We start from the raw sequence: 15,573 nt of genomic DNA on the forward strand, positions 1-15,573 counted from the left end.
CGCCTCCCACTTACCTTCGTATAGAGCGTCCAACCCTTTGGATATGGGCCGTTTACCTCCGTACAATTGAGCCTGGAACGCGCGCGCCTTAACGTGGCTGCATTCGGCGCCCTGGCGCTGGTGGGCATGAGACCTCCCTAACCTTGGCGCAAGACGGCCACCCCCTGTCCGGTCGTCTGCGCCGCTTTTTTTAGGCCCGCCGCGACTTTTGTTTTCCGGCCGACACATCGGGCCTTCGCGGTCGAAACTGCCGGCTTCCATGCGAAACTTGGGATTTGTGCATAATGTCTTCGTTTGAGAAGATCGCACTCTTCATCGATGGCTCCAATCTCCATGCCACCTCCAAGGCGCTCGGTTTCGAGATCGATTACAGGCGTCTGCTCGGCGAATTTCGCGGCCGAGGTGTGTTGCTGCGGGCCTTCTACTATACGACCGTCATCGAGGATCAGGAATATTCGTCAATCCGCCCGTTGATCGATTGGCTCGACTATAACGGGTATACCGTCGTCACCAAGCTCACCAAGGAGTTCGTCGACGCCACCACCGGCCGCCGCAAGGTGAAGGGCAGCATGGATGTGGAACTCGCCGTGAAAGCGATGGAGCTTGCCGAGCACGTCGATCAGATCGTGTTGTTCTCGGGCGATGGAGATTTTCGTTCGCTGGTGGAAGCCGTGCAACGCCGTGGCGTGCGCGTAACAGTCGTCTCTACGCTGGCCACCCAGCCGCCCATGGTCGCCGACGAACTGCGCCGGCAAGCGGACATCTTCATTGACTTGGGAGAACTGAAGGCAAGTGTGGGGCGCGATCCGGCGGACCGGCCGGGATCGCGCGAGATGCGTCAACAACCACCGCAATTCACCGCACGCGGAGATCAATCGAGGCGACCGGGTGGAATGATCCCATAGGACGACGTCGGATCGTCAGACGTCGAAGAAAACAGTCTCTTCCGGCCCCTGCAAATTGATCGTGAAGGAGTACACGACCTTGCCGGCGCGCTCGTTGCGCGTGGCAATCAGCGTCTTGCGCCGCACCGCGGGTTCGACCAGGTTGAGCACGGGATCGATGGCGTTGGCGGCCTCTTCGTCCGAAAAATAGAGGCGCGTGTTGAGGCCGATGTTGATGCCGCGCGCGACGATCCAGAGGTTGACATGCGGCGCGCATTTGCGGCCCGCTTTATCTGTGATGGCGCCGGGCTTGATGGTGTCGAACGTCACCAGCCCGCTCTCGAAATCCGAGCCGGCGCGGCCCCAGCCGCGAAAATCCTCCTCCAGCCGGCCGGCGGAGCGATCGGCCGGATGGTTGTAGCGGCCGGCCGCGTTGGCCTGCCATATCTCCAGGAGCACGTCGCGCAGCGGCGTGCCGCTGCCGTCGACCACGTTGCCTTCCAGTGTGATGCACTCGCCCTTGGTATTCGGCGTCACCAGCACGTTGGAAAAATTCTTCTCAAAAATGTCGAAGCCGGCCATGGCCGGGATTAGGCCGATATGGACGTAGGGCCCGGCAGTCTGCGAGGCGGTTTCCTTGAGATAGTTGAGCAGCTGCGGCATGGACTCAGTTCCCTGCGGTGCGATTTTCAAAGTAAGTGGAGCGCTGACCACGCAAGACAATGTCGAAGCGGTAGGCGAGCGAGTCGAACGGCGTAGAGGCATTGAGATCGAGCGGTGCCACGAGGCGGTCGAGCGCATCCTTGTCCGGGATCGTCGTCAGGATCGGGCAGACCGAGATCAGGGGATCGCCCTCAAAATACATCTGGGTGATCAGGCGTTGCGCGAAGCCCGAACCGAATACCGAGAAGTGGATGTGGGCGGGACGCCAGCTGTTGACGTAGTTGCGCCAGGGATAGGGCCCGGGCTTCACCGTGCGGAAATAGTAGTAGCCGGTGTCGTCGGTCAGCGCGCGGCCGCAACCGCCGAAATTCGGATCGATCGGCGCCAGATAGGTGTCCTTCTTGTGCCGGTAGCGGCCGCCGGCATTGGCCTGCCAGAACTCGACCAGCGTGTTCGGCACGCCGCGCCCGGTCTCGTCGAGCACGCGGCCGTGGACGATGATGCGCTCGCCGACAGGATCGCCGTCCTTGGCGTAGTTGCGGATCAAATCGTTGTCGAGCGGGCCGAGGTCGTTGTGCCCGAACACCGGCCCCGTGATCTCCGAGACCGAGTTCTCCAGCGACAACAGCGCCTGGCGCGGTGAACGCAGCACCGAGGATTTGTAGCCTGGCGCGTGCGCCGGCGGATGCATGGAACGGTCGCGCTGGAAGAAACCGCCGTCGCCGAGCGGCGTGAACGGCTCGGGGCGGTTGAGGCGGGGATCCCGCAAGGCTGGCGCCTGGGCATTCATCGGCGTTGTCTCTCCCTGTGGCGTCCCGGTCCGGGCGCGCGGCTTATCGGGAGACCATGGGACGGTCTATTCTCAAGATAAATAGATCGATTATAATGAATTCCATGAACAAAATCGATCATTTGGCTCTCGACGGCCACGCCCTCGAACTGTTCCTCGCCGTGCTGGAGGAAGGTTCGGTGACGGCAGCGGCCACGCGGCTCGGCCTGACGCAATCGGCGGTCAGCCACGCCCTGAACAAGCTGCGGCGGATCGCGGGCGATCCGCTGTTCGCAAAATCCGGCCGCGGCATCGTCGCCACGGCGCACGCCCAGGCACTCGCCGCGAAAGCGCGCGCGCTGATCGACGAGATGCGCAGCTTTGCCGGCGGCGTCAGCTTCGAGCCGGCGCAGGCCCAGCTGTCGCTGACGATCGCCGCCAATGACTTTCAGCGCGACCTGCTGCTGCCGCGGTTCTTCGATCATGTCGCCGCACGCGTGAAGAGCCTGAACCTGCGCGTGATCCCCTCGCAGTCACCCTCGCCCGCGATGCTGCGCGAAAACCGCTGCGATCTCCTGATCACGCCGCTGCCGCCATCCGGCGTGGACATCGTGCAGAAGCGGCTGCTCCAGGACCATTACGTCTGTTACTACGACGCCAAGGCGCGTGCCGCGCCGGCCAGCCGCAGCGCCTATCTCGCGGCGCGCCATATCACGGTGGTCTACACCGACAATGAGCGGCTCGACTTCGATCGCCGGCTGGCGGCCAATGGCTTCCACCGCGACATCGCGATCTCCGTGCCGAGCTTCTCCGGCGTGCCGTCCTTCCTGCGCGGCTCGCAGATGCTGGCGAGCATGCCGAGCCTGCTGGCGCCCGGCGTGATGCACGGCTTCGCGCAAACGCGGATACCGCTGGCCTCGCGCACGCGAACCCTGGCCGAGCTGCCGATGTTTATGGTCTGGCACCAGCGCTATCAGAAGGATCCGGCCCACCGCTGGATCAGGAACCAGCTCGAGATCATCACGGCGACGGCCGCGGGCGGCTGAACACGCCGGCTGCGGCGCATAGGCCACACTCAAATCCGGAAACGACTCTCCGAGCGCGGTAGCCGGTCGAGTTCAACCGAACGGTTGATGCACGGTCCGCGTTTCCGCGCCACGGTCGCGCAACTGGTGCGACGAGGTGGATATAATGAAAAAGAATCTTGCGGCGCTTATGCTCGGCGCGATCGCGGCATTGACGGCCACCAGCGCCACCGCCGGACAAATCGAAGACGTCCATGCGCGCCTCGAGGTGCTGGAAAGGCAGAACGCCGCAATTCGCAAGGAAAACGCCGCGTTGCGCGCGAACCAGCAGCTGCGCGAAGAGAATACGCGGCTGGAATCGCAAGGCGCACACGCAATGACCGAACCTGCCAGGACCGGAGCCCGGTCGCACTAGGACAACTCCGCATTCCCAGCCGTGGCGGCTGTTTCGCAACAGGCCAGAAATCCCTTGCAGGCCTATGCCTGCCGACCTGCCGGTCAAGGCGCCACCGCTTGCTGGCCCGGGGCAGTTCAGGGCCTGGATCGAAGGCGGCGCAATCTTCAGCGGCGGGGATCCGGTGTCCGACACTTACGGTCTCACCGGTCAGTTCGACCTGACGCCAAAGGTCGGTTGGGAATCGGCTACCGGCTTCGATTATCGCTTCGCCGGATCTCCCTGGCACATCAGCGGCCAATTCCGCTACGGCGAGGGAGGCAAGAGCACCGGCCTGGACTCACTGACGCAAACAATCGTCATCGGTGCTGCGAGCCAGACAAGTACGCAAACCTTTGCCAATGCCTACAAGGAAACCCGCTGGCTCGCCGATCTCGCGATGGGACGCGACATCGCCGGCAGCGGACCAAGCACGCTTCAGCTGAAGGGCGGCCTTCGCGTGACACGGCTCAAGATGGTCGAGGCTGATGCCATGACCGCGCCTTTGCGCGAACGGCTGGACGCTCATTTGCGCCAGGCGTTCGCCCGCCTGTGGCGGGAGGACGCGGCGATATGCGACTGGGTCACGGCGGAGCGCGATTCGGCCCTGGCAGCGCTTCAGTCCGTTGCGGCCGAACGGCACGGATTTTTGGCGGAGAGGGACGATGCGCGTGCGCAACTGGCGGCGGTCCGAAGCTCGACCTCCTGGAGGCTGACGGCGCCGCTGCGCCGGACCAAGGAATTATTTCACCGCAGCTGACGTGCTTGGCCCCGGGGTTGCACCCTCGCCGGGTGCCAGGCGGTGCCCTGCCCTTCGCCAAACCCACTGGTTGCGCAGGGGCAGCCACGCTAGAATTCCCTCATGACCGTGACCGACATTGCAAGCCGGACCTACAATCACAGCTGGCGGCTGGATCCCATCATCCGCAGCCTGCTTGATACCGACTTCTACAAGCTATTGATGTTACAAATGATTCGGGAAGCCTACCCGAATCAGCAGGTGACCTTCTCGGTCATCAACCGCTCGCGCCATGTACGGCTCGCCGAGATCATCGACGAGGGCGAGCTGCGCGCCCAGCTCGACCACGCCCGCACCATCCGCTTCACCAAGAAAGAGCTGATCTGGCTTGCCGGTAACACCTTCTACGGCAAGACCCACATGTTCTCGGCGGACTTCATCCGCTGGCTCGCCGAATTCCGGCTGCCCGAATACGAGCTGCGCAAGGTCGAAGGCCAGTACGAGCTGCACTTCCATGGGCCGTGGAGCCATACCACGATGTGGGAGATTCCTGCGCTCGCCATCCTCAACGAATTGCGCTCGCGCGCAGCGATGAAGGACCGCGGCCGCTTCGAACTCGACGTGCTCTATGCCCGCGCCAAGGCCAAGCTGTGGACCAAGGTGGAGCGGCTGCGCAAGCTGGAGAACCTCCGGCTCTCCGATTTCGGCACCCGTCGCCGCCATGGCTTCCTCTGGCAGCGCTGGTGCGTGGAGGCCGTGAAGGAAGGCCTGGGCCCGTCCTTCATCGGCACCTCCAACGTGCTGCTCGCGATGGACAATGATCTCGAAGCCATCGGCACCAACGCCCATGAGCTGCCGATGGTCGCCGCGGCGCTCGCCAAGGACGACGAGGAATTGCGCTGGGCGCCCTACCGCATCCTCGACCAGTGGCGCCAGACCTATGGCGGCAACCTCCTGATCGCGCTGCCCGACGCTTTCGGCACCAAGGTGTTCCTGCGCGATGCGCCGGAATGGGTCGCCGACTGGACCGGCTTCCGTCCCGACAGCGCGCCGCCGATCCAGGCCGGCGAGGAGATCATCAAATGGTGGGAGCAGAAGGGCCGCAATCCCAGGGACAAGCTGCTCGTGTTTTCCGACGCCATGGACGTCGGCTCGATCGAGGAGACCTACCACCATTTCGGCGGCCGCGTGCGGCTCTCCTTCGGCTGGGGCACCAATCTGACCAATGATTTCGTCGGTTGCCCGCCGGACGACTCGATCAATCTCGATCCGATCTCGATCGTCTGCAAGGTGTCGTCGGTCGACGGACATCCGGCCGTCAAGCTCTCCGACAATCCCGAGAAGGCGACCGGCCTGCCCTCGGAGATCGAGCGTTACCTGCGCGTGTTCGGCGACGTCGGTCGGGTGCGCAAGCCGGTGCTGGTCTAGAGCATTATCGGTTCTGATTGAATCGGAACCGAAGCTCCAGACTCCTGCATTGACGCGTTTTCTTCACGCCAACCGGTATCCACTTCGCTTGAAAGCGCTCCAACACCAAGCCGATTCTTCTCGATCGAGTAAACTGCGCGAGACGAATTCGAGACATCGGCTCGCCGATGCCGCGTCAGTTCCGGTTCGACGGCATTTGCGACGATCTGCGAGCATCCGCTTCACAACGCCTTCACCCTGCGACGCAATCTCCCGGCATTGTCAAGGCGAGTTAGGCACCCTTCACGCGTAATACGCGTTATGAGCGGATCGCTCCGCTGGGGTCGTCGAGCGACTTGGGGAACGCAAAGTGTTTCGCAGAACAGCGACGTCGACGAAGGGACGAAGTTTCCTTCATGTCATCAAGCTCGTCTCGCCTTTCGTCATGGTCGTCGTGCTGCAGGCCACGATCGCCGGATTCAGCCTGGAGGTGATGTCCTCGGTCCGCGCCTATGTCGCGGGCGAGGCGATGTGGTCGCGCTCGCAGAAGAACGCCGTCTATTTCCTCAATCTCTATCTGCATTCGGGCGACGCCAGCCAGTTCGCGCAATACCAGACCTCACTTGCCGTCCCCATCGGCGACGAGTTCGCGCGCTGGGCGCTCGAGCGCGATCCGGTCGACGTCGAGGCCGCCCGCATCGGCTTCCTGCAAGGCGGCAACCATCCGGATGACGTGCCGGGATTGATCTGGCTGTTCCGATACTTCAATCGCGTCAGCTTCCTCCAGGAGGCGATCCGCGAGTGGACCGCCACCGACCCGATGCTGCTGGAGCTGAGCGTGTTCGGCGAGGTCATCCGGTCAGAGCTGGAGAACAGACCCGTTCAGGACAGCAACCGCCTGCAATTATTGTCGTCGCGGCTCTCGGAGCTCAACATTCAGTTCACGGTGCATGCCAACCGGTTCTCCACTGTCCTCGGCGAAGGCTCCCGCGCCATCAAGGCGACGCTGACTTGCGTCAATATCGTCACCGCCGTGACGCTGATCCTGCTCCTGATCTGGCACACGCGGCGATTGGTGCTGCAACGACAGGCGTTCGAGGATGCCTTGCATGCCGAGAAGGATCGCCTGACCTGGCAGGCATCGCACGATTGGCTGACCGGCCTGTCCAACCGCCGTGCGTTCGAGGCGCGCCTGCAAAGCGAATTGGACGACACGGCAGCGGGTTCGCTGGGCCTGATCCTGCTCGATCTCGACCAGTTCAAGAACGTCAACGACAGCTGCGGTCACCTCGCCGGCGACCGCCTGCTCTGCCAGATCTCGCGCCTCCTGCAACAGGACCGGCGGCCGCATGACCTGGTGGCCCGGCTCGGCGGTGACGAATTCGGCTTGATCCTGCCGCAGTGCCCGCCCTCGAACGTCGTCGACATCGCCGAACGGTTGCGGCGATCGCTCGAATTGTTCAGTTTCGCCTGGGACGATCGCTGCTTTGCGGTGACCGCCAGCATCGGCGTTGCCTGCATCGCAGACGGCAACACCACGCTCGAGGACGCGATGCGGCATGCGGATGCAGCCTGCTATCGCGCCAAGGACAAGGGCCGCAACCGGGTTCAGGTCGACAGCGCGAGAGCGGACGTCGTCGTCGTTACGGCCCGGCCGCGCGAGGCTGCGCGCGCCTGACGCTGCTCGGCTCTGTCAGCGCAAAGGCAGAATCCCGAGACCGGCGAGATGCGCGTCGAGGAACTGTTCGACCTGCTGGCGCAGCATCTGCGGCGGCACGGCCACCATGCGCTCCTCGAGGCCGAGCGAGATGATTCCATGCACCGCGGAAAACAGGGTGCGTGACAGCAGCGCGATCCGCACGTCGTCCGCATTCGGAAGCAGCCGCACCAGGGGCGGATGCATCAGCGCGAAAGCGTCCATCACCATCTGAAGGATGTCATCCGGATAAGGGCGGTCATCCTCCATCCGATGCTCGAACAGCGAGCGCAGCAGATTGGCGTGCTTGGCGAAGAATTCGAGATAGGTCGCGGCAAGCCCGTAGAGCTGGCGAACGGGATCCGCGGCCGGAACCTGGCCCAGCCGCACCGTCAGCGCCTGAACGGTCTCCCGATTTACGGTCAGGATCACCCCGTCGAAGTCGCCGAACTCGTTATAGACGCTGCCAACTGAACAGCCGGCGGCGTCCGCGACGTCTCGAACTTTTAATGATTTCAGCCCCTTAGTCGCAATAATGCTGCGGGCGATCTCCACGATTTGCAGCCGCCGGCGAGATTTTTTTCGGTCTCGCAGCGATTCTTCTTGAACATTGTTCATTTTCAGGATACTCATTTGAACAATGTTCAAGTTAACCCGGAGACCTGCAAAATGCAAATCCTCGCTGTTGATATCGCCTCCACCTTCGTCGATGACGCCACAGCTCTCGTGACCGGATTTGGCCGCGCCCTCCTGCGGTTCGCGATGGCGCCGATCGATCGCATCGCAAATGCCTGCGACATTGCCGGCGTCCTGACTGAGCGCCGCGCGACCTTCCGGATGTGGCGGGCCAACCGCGGCCGTGCCCGTCATGAGGGCCGCCGCTTCAGCTTGCTCAGCCGCCTCTCACCCTTTCGCCGTCTCGGCCATCTCACCTGAGGCGAGCGCAGCCGCCACGTTGGTGGTCGCCTCGAATGCAATATCAGGTTGCAATGAAGGACTTACCATGTCCCGATATTCGCGGCCGATGCCGCGACCTTCGACGATGCGGTTCAGCTTTTCCTCACCGCCCGGCGCGATATCCCGGTCAACGCGGCCTCCCTGCCGAAGTTTGATAGGGCCGCGAGCAAACCATTTGCGAACCAAACGACACCACGCGGAGACCAACAGGATCGGAACGTAAAGGCGCAGAGCGGGCCGATCGTCATCACCCGCAATTGCCTGTCGCATATCGTCTGGTCCCGACGTCCAACCGAATGTATCAACCTCAGGCAGCCTTTCCAAAACAGGACTAGTCATGATCAGGGAATTGATGTCGTCACGCCGCTTCGCGCCGCTGTTCTGGGCGCAATTCTTCTCGGCGCTGAACGACAACGTGCTCAAGAACGCGCTTGTCATCATCCTGCTTTACAGTGCCGCGACCGGCCACGGCGATGCGCTGGTGACGGTCGCAGGCGCCGTCTTCATCTTCCCCTATTTCATCCTGTCCGGGCTCGGCGGGCAGCTCGCCGACAAATACGTCAAATCCGTCGTCGCAAGACGGCTCAAATTCGCCGAGATCTTCGCCGCGGGCTTTGCAGCCGCCGGCTTTTTCCTGCATTCGGTGCCGCTGCTGTTCGCAGCGCTCGCACTGTTCGGCGTCATCGCCGCCCTGTTCGGCCCCGTGAAATACTCCATGCTGCCGGACCAGCTCGCGCTTGGAGAGCTGGCGACCGGCAACGCGTTGGTCGAAGGCGCGACCTTCATGGCCATCCTGCTCGGCACCGTCGCCGGCGGCCAGTTCGTGGCCGGCTCCGCGCATATGGGCTGGGTCGCATCGGCCGTGGTCGTGCTGGCCCTGCTGTCCTGGGCCTTCGCCTCCCGCATTCCCGCGACCACGCCGTCCGCACCCGATCTGCCCGTCAACGCCAATCCCTGGACCTCGACGCTCGGCCTGTTGAAGACGCTGCACGCCGACCACCGGCTGTGGGACGGCACCGTGATCGTCTCCTGGTTCTGGCTGGTGGGCGCCATCGTGCTCTCGCTGCTGCCGGCGCTGGTCAAGGACGTCATCGGTGGCACCGAGGGCGTGGTGACGTTGTGTCTGGCGATCTTCGCAATCGGCATTGCCATCGGCTCACTGTTCGCCGCGAATCTCAGCCACGTCCGCCCGAACCTCGCGCTGGTGCCGATCGGCGCCATCATGATGGGGTTTGCAGGCATCGATCTCGCCTGGGCGATCGGCGTGACCGCCAAGGGCCACGACATCACAGCGGCCGACTTCGCGACGTCGTTCGCGGGCCTGCGCATGCTGATCGACTTCGTCGCCTTCGCATTCGGTGGCGGGCTGTTCGTCGTGCCGTCCTTCGCCGCCGTGCAGGCCTGGTCCGCCCCCACCGAGCGCGCCCGCATCATCGCCGCCGGCAACGTGCTGCAGGCCGCCTTCATGGTGGCCGGCTCGCTGTTCGTCGCGCTGCTGCAGGCGGGCGGATTGCACGTCGGCTGGATCTTCTTCGGCCTCGGCGTCGCCAGCTTCGGCGCGGTCTGGTTCGTGCTGACGAAGTGGGGCAAGGAAGGCGTGCGCGATTTCGGCGGGTTGCTGTTCCGCGCGCTGTTCCGCACCGAAATCCGCGGGCTCGAGAATCTGCCGCCTGCCGGCACGCGCATGCTGATCGCGCCCAACCATGTCAGCCTGATCGACGGCCCGCTGCTGCACGCCGTGCTGCCGATCGACGCGAGCTTCGCGGTTGATACCGGCATCTCCAAGGCCTGGTGGGCCAAGCCGTTCCTGCGGGTCGTCAAGCACTACACCATGGACCCGACCAAGCCGCTGGCCGCGCGCGACCTGATCAAGCTCGTCGCCGCCGGCGAGCCGGTCGTGATTTTCCCGGAGGGACGCATCACCGTCTCCGGCTCGCTGATGAAGGTCTATGACGGCACCGCGATGATCGCGGACAAGGCCGACGCGGTCGTCGTGCCCGTTCGCATCGAAGGCGCCCAACGCTCGCATCTCAGCTATCTCAACGGCAGCCAGATCAAGCGTTCGTGGTTTCCGCGGGTGACTGTCACCATCCTGCCGCCGGTCAAGCTTCCGGTCGACCCGACACTGAAGGGCAAGGCGCGCCGCAACGCCGCGGGCGCCGCACTTCAGGACGTGATGATCGATGCCATGGTGAAGAACGCCATGCTTGATCACACCCTCTTCGAAGCGCTCGGGCACGCCTATCGCGACCGCGACACCGGCAAGGTCATCGTCGAGGACGCGCTCGGCACCAAGCTGACCTATCGCAAGCTGATCCTGGGCGCGCAGGTCTTGAGCCGGAAGCTGGAGAACGGCACCACAGTCGGTGAGAATGTCGGCGTGCTGCTGCCAAATTCCGCAGGCGTCGCCGTCGTCTTCATGGCGCTGCAAAACATCGGCCGGGTGCCGGCGATGCTCAACTTCTCTGCCGGACCGGTCAACGTCCTTGCCGCCATGAAGGCCGCGCAGGTCAAGACCGTGCTGACGTCGAGAGCCTTCATCGAGAAGGGCAAGCTCGACAAGCTGATGGCCGCGATCTCCGCCGAGGCGCGAATCGTCTATCTCGAAGATGTCCGCGCCTCGATCGGCACGGCCGACAAGATCAAGGGCCTGCTCGCCGGCACCGCGCCGCGCGTATCCCGCCAGGCGAACGATCCCGCCGTCGTGCTGTTCACGTCGGGTTCGGAAGGCACGCCCAAGGGCGTGGTGCTCTCCCACCGCAATATCCTTGCGAACGCCGCACAGGCGCTGGCGCGGGTCGATGCCAACGCCAATGACAAGGTGTTCAACGTGCTGCCGGTGTTCCACTCCTTCGGACTGACCGGCGGAATGATGATGCCGCTGCTCGCGGGAATTCCGATCTACATGTACCCATCGCCGCTGCACTACCGGATCGTGCCCGAGCTGATCTACCAGACCGGCGCCACGATCCTGTTCGGCACCGACACCTTCCTCACCGGCTACGCGCGCTCGGCGCATGCCTACGACTTCCGCACCCTGCGCCTCGTGATCGCCGGCGCCGAGGCGGTCAAGGATCGCACTCGGCAGATCTTCATGGAGCGCTACGGCATCCGCATCCTCGAAGGCTATGGCGTCACCGAGACCGCGCCGGTGCTGGCGATGAACACGCCGATGGCCAATCGTCCCGGCACGGTCGGCCGCCTGTCGCCGCTGATGGAAAGCCGCCTCGACCCCGTCCCCGGCATCGAGGAAGGCGGACGCCTCTCGGTGCGCGGACCGAACGTGATGCTCGGTTATCTCAGGGCCGAAAATCCCGGCGTGCTCGAACCGCTCGCCGAAGGCTGGCACGACACCGGCGACATCGTGGCGATCGACGCGGCCGGCTTCATCACCATCAAGGGCCGCGCCAAGCGCTTTGCCAAGATCGCGGGCGAGATGGTCTCGCTGTCGGCGGTCGAGAGCATCGCGACGACCCTGTGGCCGCAGGCCGCATCAGTCGCCGTGTCGATCCCGGACCCGCGCAAGGGCGAACGCATCGTACTGCTGACGACGCAGAAGGGCGCCGAGCGCAGTGCGATGCAGGGCCAGGCCAAGGCGATCGGCGCGTCCGAGCTGACCGTTCCCGCGGCGATCATGGTGGTGGACAAGGTGCCACTGCTCGGCACCGGCAAGACCGACTACGTCACCGCAACGACGATGGCCCGCGAGCAGGCGTCCGCGCCGGAGCGCGAGGTGGCGTAAGAGAGATGTACGAGGCGCCTCAATCAGGCGAGGCGCGATGCCCGGGAGTGGTTCTGCTTCACGGCATCGCGCGAACCTCGGCATCCCTGAAAAGGCTTGAACGGGCGCTCCGGGCAACCGGGTTCGCGACGCTCAACATCGACTATGCCAGCCGCCGCAAACCGATCACGGCGCTCGCGGATGATATTCACCCAGAGGTCGCCCGCTTCGCCGAACGTGATGCGCCCCTGCATTTCGTCGCGCATTCGATGGGCGGCCTCGTGACGCGCGCCTATATCGCAAAATACCGGCCGGACCGGCTTGCCGGCGTGGTGATGCTGGGCACGCCAAACAGCGGCAGCGAAGTGGCCGATCTCCTGCGCGGATCTCGGCTCTACCGTGCGTTCTACGGCCCGGCTGGGCTCGAGCTCACCACCACGGCCACGACCGGGTCTGACGCCCTGCCCGCCGTCGACTATTCCGTCGGCGTGATCGCGGGAAACCGCTTCATTGATCCCGTTGCCGGTCTCTTCGTTCTGCCGAAGCCGAATGACGGACGCGTCTCGGTGCAAAGCGCGATGCTGCCCGGCATGGCTGACCATATCATCGTGAAGACGTCCCATACCGGACTTCCACGTCACGCCGCCGCGATCGCGCAGACGATTGCCTTCCTGCGCGACGGTCGCTTCCGATCATCCAAATCTCAGGACCCGGCTTCGCTGCGGCGCTCCTGCGCATAGCGCACCAGCGCCGCGAAGCGATAGATGCCGTGCACGAACTTGCCGTAGGGCATGGTGATGAACAGCGCGAACACTGCGCCCAAATGCAGTGCGAGCAGCGGTCCCATGGCTGCAGTCTCGCGCAGAATCAGAAGCAGCATGCCGGTGAAGCCGGTGAGGAACAACATGGCGATGAATCCGACATCCATGCCGTAGCGCTGCTCGTCGAGCAACGCCGGATCGCGCCGCATCTTGGCCGCGAAAAGGCCGATCGGCCCGACGATGAGACCGATGCCACCAAGCGTGCCGAGCACGACGGGCAGATCCCACCATGGATACGGCGCCTCGCGGGCGAGGAGGTAGCGGTAAAGCGTGGCTATCGACGTCGCGGCAAAGCACAGCAGGAAGCCGTAGAAGGTCAGGTGATGGAAAAGCTTGCGCCGGTCGGTCGGCTTCTCGTCCTCGTTGTAGCAGCCGACGCCGCCGCCGTGGAGATAGCGCAGCTCGCCCGCATCGCGGATCGCCTGGAATATCGAGCCGCCATCGGCGCGGCCGCCGATCGGCGTCCCGATGTCGCGCCAGAACGCACGCACGCTCATGACCAGCGCGAGGATCGCATAGAGGAAGGCGGCGCTGAATAATGCGGCCATCGCATTGTGCGGCATCAGCCTGTAGAACGCGCCGGGGCCGGTGTGCACGCCGAACAGCACGCCGCGGTCGTTCAGGGCCGCGAAGCCGAGAATGAAGGCCGCCATGCTGAGCGCGGCGACGATGCTGATGACGAGGCCGTTGCGCGAGAAGGCGCCGGACAGCGCCTGTGGCCAGGCATAGGCCGCGTAGGACTCGGCGCGCGCCACCGCGAGCGTCTTCGGGACGTTGACGTTGAATTCATGCGGCGGCGAGAACTGGCAGTCGACATAGCAGGCGCCGCAGGAATGGCAGAGATTGGCGAGATAGTTGAGGTCGCCGTCGGAGAAGGCGCGCCGCATCTCCATCGCGGGAAACACCGCGCAAAGGCCCTCGCAGTAGCGGCAGGAATTGCAGACCGTCATCAGACGGTCGGCTTCGTCGAGAATCCTAGTTCCGTGCATGTTTCGCCGCTTCCCGTCCTGCGATCCGCCCGAACACGCTGCCGATGGTCATGCCGATGCCGGCCGCATAGCCCTTGCCGAGCACGTTGCCGGCCATGATCTCGCCGGCCGCGAACATGTTGGCCGACGGCTTGCCGTCAGCCATCAGCATCCGCGCCTCCCTGGTCACGCGCGTGCCGAGATAGGTGAATGTTATGCCGGGCCGCACCGGATAGGCGAGATAAGGCGGCGTCTCGATCCGCCGCGCCCAATGCGTCTTCTGCGGTGTGATGCCTTCGGTGCGGCAATCGTCCAGAATAGTATGATCGAACGTGCCGGGCCGCACCGCGGCATTGAACTCGGTGATCGTGTTTTCCAGCGCAGCCGGATCGAGCTCGAGCTTGCCGGCGAGCTCAGCCACGGTCTGCCCGGCGATCGGTGGAAACAGCGTCGGCATGAACGAGGTGACGACGGTGGAATCGAAGATGATGTAGGCGATCTGGTCGGGCTGCGCCGCGACCAGGCGACCCCAGATCGCGTAACGCTTCGGCCAGATATCCTCGCCCTCGTCATAGAAGCGCTGCGCGTGCTTGTTGACGACGATGCCGAACACGACCGAATCGTGCCTTGTGATGATGCCACCGTCGAATTTCGGCGCGCGGGCGTCGATTGCGACCGCATGGCATTGGGTGGGATCGCCGACCTCCTGCACGCCCTTGGCAAGCAGCATCTTCAGGATCGTGCCGCGATTATAGGGCGTGCCGCGGATCAGGAAATTGTCGGCGGCATCGCCCCAATATTGCTTCAACCATTCGATGTTGGCCTCGAACCCGCCGGCGGCGGCAACCAGTGACGTCGCACGAATCTCGGTCTCGCCCTTGATCGGCTGCTCGAGGCGCGCGGCGAGGAACATGCCGTCCTCGATCACGAGGTCGGTGACCTCGGCGTCATATTCGACATCGACGCCGAGCCGCTCGGCGGTGAGGTAGAGCGCGTTCAGCATTGCGCGGCCGCCGCCGAGGAAGAAGGAGTTGGTGCGGCCCAGGCTCAGCGTGCCGCCGAGCGAGGGCTGCCAGCGCACGCCCTGCTCCACGATCCAGTTCAAAATGTCCTTGGACTCCCGGATCATGTGCCGGGCGAGCACCTCGTCGGTCTGCCCGCCGGTCACGCGCAGCAGATCCTCCCAGAACTCTTCCTCGGTGTAGGGGCCGGTCAAAATCTCGGTTGCGGCGTCATGGGCGCAGCGCATGTTGCGGGTGTGGCGCGTATTGCCGCCACGATAGAATTTTGGCGCGCCTTCGAGCACGAGCACCGAGGCCCCGCCGCGTCGCGCACTGATCGCAGCACACAGCGCCGCGTTGCCGCCGCCGATCACCAGCACATCGTATTTGCTGCTCATGCCGTCTGCCCGATGCGACGAAGTTGGAGACATTCTGCCCGCCGGCGGCCCCCGGTCAATCCGTTTGGCCGTTGCGCACCTTTGTATACAA

General features: G+C 64.1%; 14 protein-coding genes. 8 read left to right on the forward strand and 6 right to left on the reverse strand.

Annotated features, from left to right (window positions below; all coding sequences use genetic code 11):
- The first annotated feature begins 284 nt into the window (after nt 1–284).
- Nucleotides 285–905, forward strand: coding sequence for a LabA-like NYN domain-containing protein (locus QCM77_RS08285; RefSeq protein ID WP_279660281.1), 621 nt, complete (start codon nt 285–287; stop codon nt 903–905).
- A 15-nt stretch (nt 906–920) separates the two neighbouring features.
- On the opposite strand, the gene pcaG is transcribed toward QCM77_RS08285, so the two are convergent.
- The gene (gene pcaG, locus QCM77_RS08290) at nt 921–1,547 is read right to left on the reverse strand and encodes a protocatechuate 3,4-dioxygenase subunit alpha (protein WP_279660280.1); all 627 of its coding nucleotides are present in this window, start codon (nt 1,545–1,547) and stop codon (nt 921–923) included.
- A 4-nt stretch (nt 1,548–1,551) separates the two neighbouring features.
- Nucleotides 1,552–2,337, reverse strand: a complete 786-nt coding sequence (gene pcaH / locus QCM77_RS08295; protein ID WP_279660279.1) for a protocatechuate 3,4-dioxygenase subunit beta — start codon at nt 2,335–2,337, stop codon at nt 1,552–1,554.
- A 95-nt stretch (nt 2,338–2,432) separates the two neighbouring features.
- Here pcaH and QCM77_RS08300 point away from each other — a divergent pair, with 95 nt between their 5' ends.
- The 5 genes from QCM77_RS08300 (at nt 2,433) to QCM77_RS08320 (ending at nt 7,598) form a co-directional block, all read left to right on the forward strand.
- Nucleotides 2,433–3,362, forward strand: a complete 930-nt coding sequence (locus QCM77_RS08300) for a LysR family transcriptional regulator (protein ID WP_279660278.1) — start codon at nt 2,433–2,435, stop codon at nt 3,360–3,362.
- A 145-nt stretch (nt 3,363–3,507) separates the two neighbouring features.
- Complete coding sequence (locus QCM77_RS08305; protein ID WP_279660277.1) at nt 3,508–3,756, forward strand: hypothetical protein; 249 nt, start codon at nt 3,508–3,510, stop codon at nt 3,754–3,756.
- Between the two features lie 64 nt (nt 3,757–3,820).
- Nucleotides 3,821–4,534 carry a hypothetical protein gene (locus QCM77_RS08310; RefSeq protein ID WP_279660276.1) on the forward strand — a complete coding sequence of 238 codons (714 nt, stop codon included), beginning with the start codon at nt 3,821–3,823 and terminating at the stop codon, nt 4,532–4,534.
- A gap of 102 nt (nt 4,535–4,636) precedes the next feature.
- Nucleotides 4,637–5,941 (forward strand): nicotinate phosphoribosyltransferase, encoded by a 1,305-nt coding sequence (gene pncB, locus QCM77_RS08315; protein WP_279660275.1) that lies wholly within the window; start codon nt 4,637–4,639, stop codon nt 5,939–5,941.
- A gap of 349 nt (nt 5,942–6,290) precedes the next feature.
- The gene (locus tag QCM77_RS08320) at nt 6,291–7,598 is read left to right on the forward strand and encodes a GGDEF domain-containing protein (RefSeq protein WP_279660274.1); all 1,308 of its coding nucleotides are present in this window, start codon (nt 6,291–6,293) and stop codon (nt 7,596–7,598) included.
- 15 nt (nt 7,599–7,613) lie between these two features.
- On the opposite strand, the gene QCM77_RS08325 is transcribed toward QCM77_RS08320, so the two are convergent.
- Together QCM77_RS08325 and QCM77_RS08330 are read right to left on the reverse strand one after the other, a co-directional pair.
- The gene (locus QCM77_RS08325) at nt 7,614–8,234 is read right to left on the reverse strand and encodes a TetR/AcrR family transcriptional regulator (protein ID WP_279660310.1); all 621 of its coding nucleotides are present in this window, start codon (nt 8,232–8,234) and stop codon (nt 7,614–7,616) included.
- A gap of 285 nt (nt 8,235–8,519) precedes the next feature.
- Nucleotides 8,520–8,843 (reverse strand): hypothetical protein, encoded by a 324-nt coding sequence (locus QCM77_RS08330; protein WP_279660273.1) that lies wholly within the window; start codon nt 8,841–8,843, stop codon nt 8,520–8,522.
- 67 nt (nt 8,844–8,910) lie between these two features.
- Here QCM77_RS08330 and QCM77_RS08335 point away from each other — a divergent pair, with 67 nt between their 5' ends.
- Nucleotides 8,911–12,315, forward strand: coding sequence for an acyl-[ACP]--phospholipid O-acyltransferase (locus QCM77_RS08335; RefSeq protein WP_279660272.1), 3,405 nt, complete (start codon nt 8,911–8,913; stop codon nt 12,313–12,315).
- Nucleotides 12,316–12,320: 5 nt separating this feature from the next.
- Nucleotides 12,321–13,034 (forward strand): alpha/beta hydrolase, encoded by a 714-nt coding sequence (locus QCM77_RS08340; protein ID WP_279682852.1) that lies wholly within the window; start codon nt 12,321–12,323, stop codon nt 13,032–13,034.
- On the opposite strand, the gene tcuB is transcribed toward QCM77_RS08340, so the two are convergent.
- The gene (gene tcuB / locus QCM77_RS08345) at nt 12,998–14,104 is read right to left on the reverse strand and encodes a tricarballylate utilization 4Fe-4S protein TcuB (protein ID WP_279682854.1); all 1,107 of its coding nucleotides are present in this window, start codon (nt 14,102–14,104) and stop codon (nt 12,998–13,000) included. The genes QCM77_RS08340 and tcuB overlap by 37 nt on opposite strands.
- Nucleotides 14,091–15,482, reverse strand: a complete 1,392-nt coding sequence (gene tcuA, locus QCM77_RS08350; protein ID WP_279660269.1) for an FAD-dependent tricarballylate dehydrogenase TcuA — start codon at nt 15,480–15,482, stop codon at nt 14,091–14,093. Before tcuA ends, tcuB begins: the two co-directional genes overlap by 14 nt.
- Nucleotides 15,483–15,573: the final 91 nt, after the last annotated feature.

The sequence above is a fragment of the Bradyrhizobium nivariense genome (assembly GCF_029846695.2).
GTDB lineage: Bacteria > Pseudomonadota > Alphaproteobacteria > Rhizobiales > Xanthobacteraceae > Bradyrhizobium.

Bases quoted from the DNA above. Each gene is read 5' to 3' on its own strand.
- QCM77_RS08310 (WP_279660276.1), top strand. From the start codon at position 3,821: ATGCCTGCCGACCTGCCGGTCAAGGCGCCACCGCTTGCTGGCCCGGGG.
- pcaG (WP_279660280.1), bottom strand. From the start codon at position 1,547: ATGCCGCAGCTGCTCAACTATCTCAAGGAAACCGCCTCGCAGACTGCC.
- QCM77_RS08285 (WP_279660281.1), top strand. From the start codon at position 285: ATGTCTTCGTTTGAGAAGATCGCACTCTTCATCGATGGCTCCAATCTC.
- pncB (WP_279660275.1), top strand. From the start codon at position 4,637: ATGACCGTGACCGACATTGCAAGCCGGACCTACAATCACAGCTGGCGG.
- QCM77_RS08305 (WP_279660277.1), top strand. From the start codon at position 3,508: ATGAAAAAGAATCTTGCGGCGCTTATGCTCGGCGCGATCGCGGCATTG.
- QCM77_RS08325 (WP_279660310.1), bottom strand. From the start codon at position 8,234: ATGAACAATGTTCAAGAAGAATCGCTGCGAGACCGAAAAAAATCTCGC.
- QCM77_RS08335 (WP_279660272.1), top strand. From the start codon at position 8,911: ATGATCAGGGAATTGATGTCGTCACGCCGCTTCGCGCCGCTGTTCTGG.
- tcuB (WP_279682854.1), bottom strand. From the start codon at position 14,104: ATGCACGGAACTAGGATTCTCGACGAAGCCGACCGTCTGATGACGGTC.
- QCM77_RS08330 (WP_279660273.1), bottom strand. From the start codon at position 8,843: ATGCGACAGGCAATTGCGGGTGATGACGATCGGCCCGCTCTGCGCCTT.
- tcuA (WP_279660269.1), bottom strand. From the start codon at position 15,482: ATGAGCAGCAAATACGATGTGCTGGTGATCGGCGGCGGCAACGCGGCG.
- pcaH (WP_279660279.1), bottom strand. From the start codon at position 2,337: ATGAATGCCCAGGCGCCAGCCTTGCGGGATCCCCGCCTCAACCGCCCC.
- QCM77_RS08340 (WP_279682852.1), top strand. From the start codon at position 12,321: ATGTACGAGGCGCCTCAATCAGGCGAGGCGCGATGCCCGGGAGTGGTT.
- QCM77_RS08300 (WP_279660278.1), top strand. From the start codon at position 2,433: ATGAATTCCATGAACAAAATCGATCATTTGGCTCTCGACGGCCACGCC.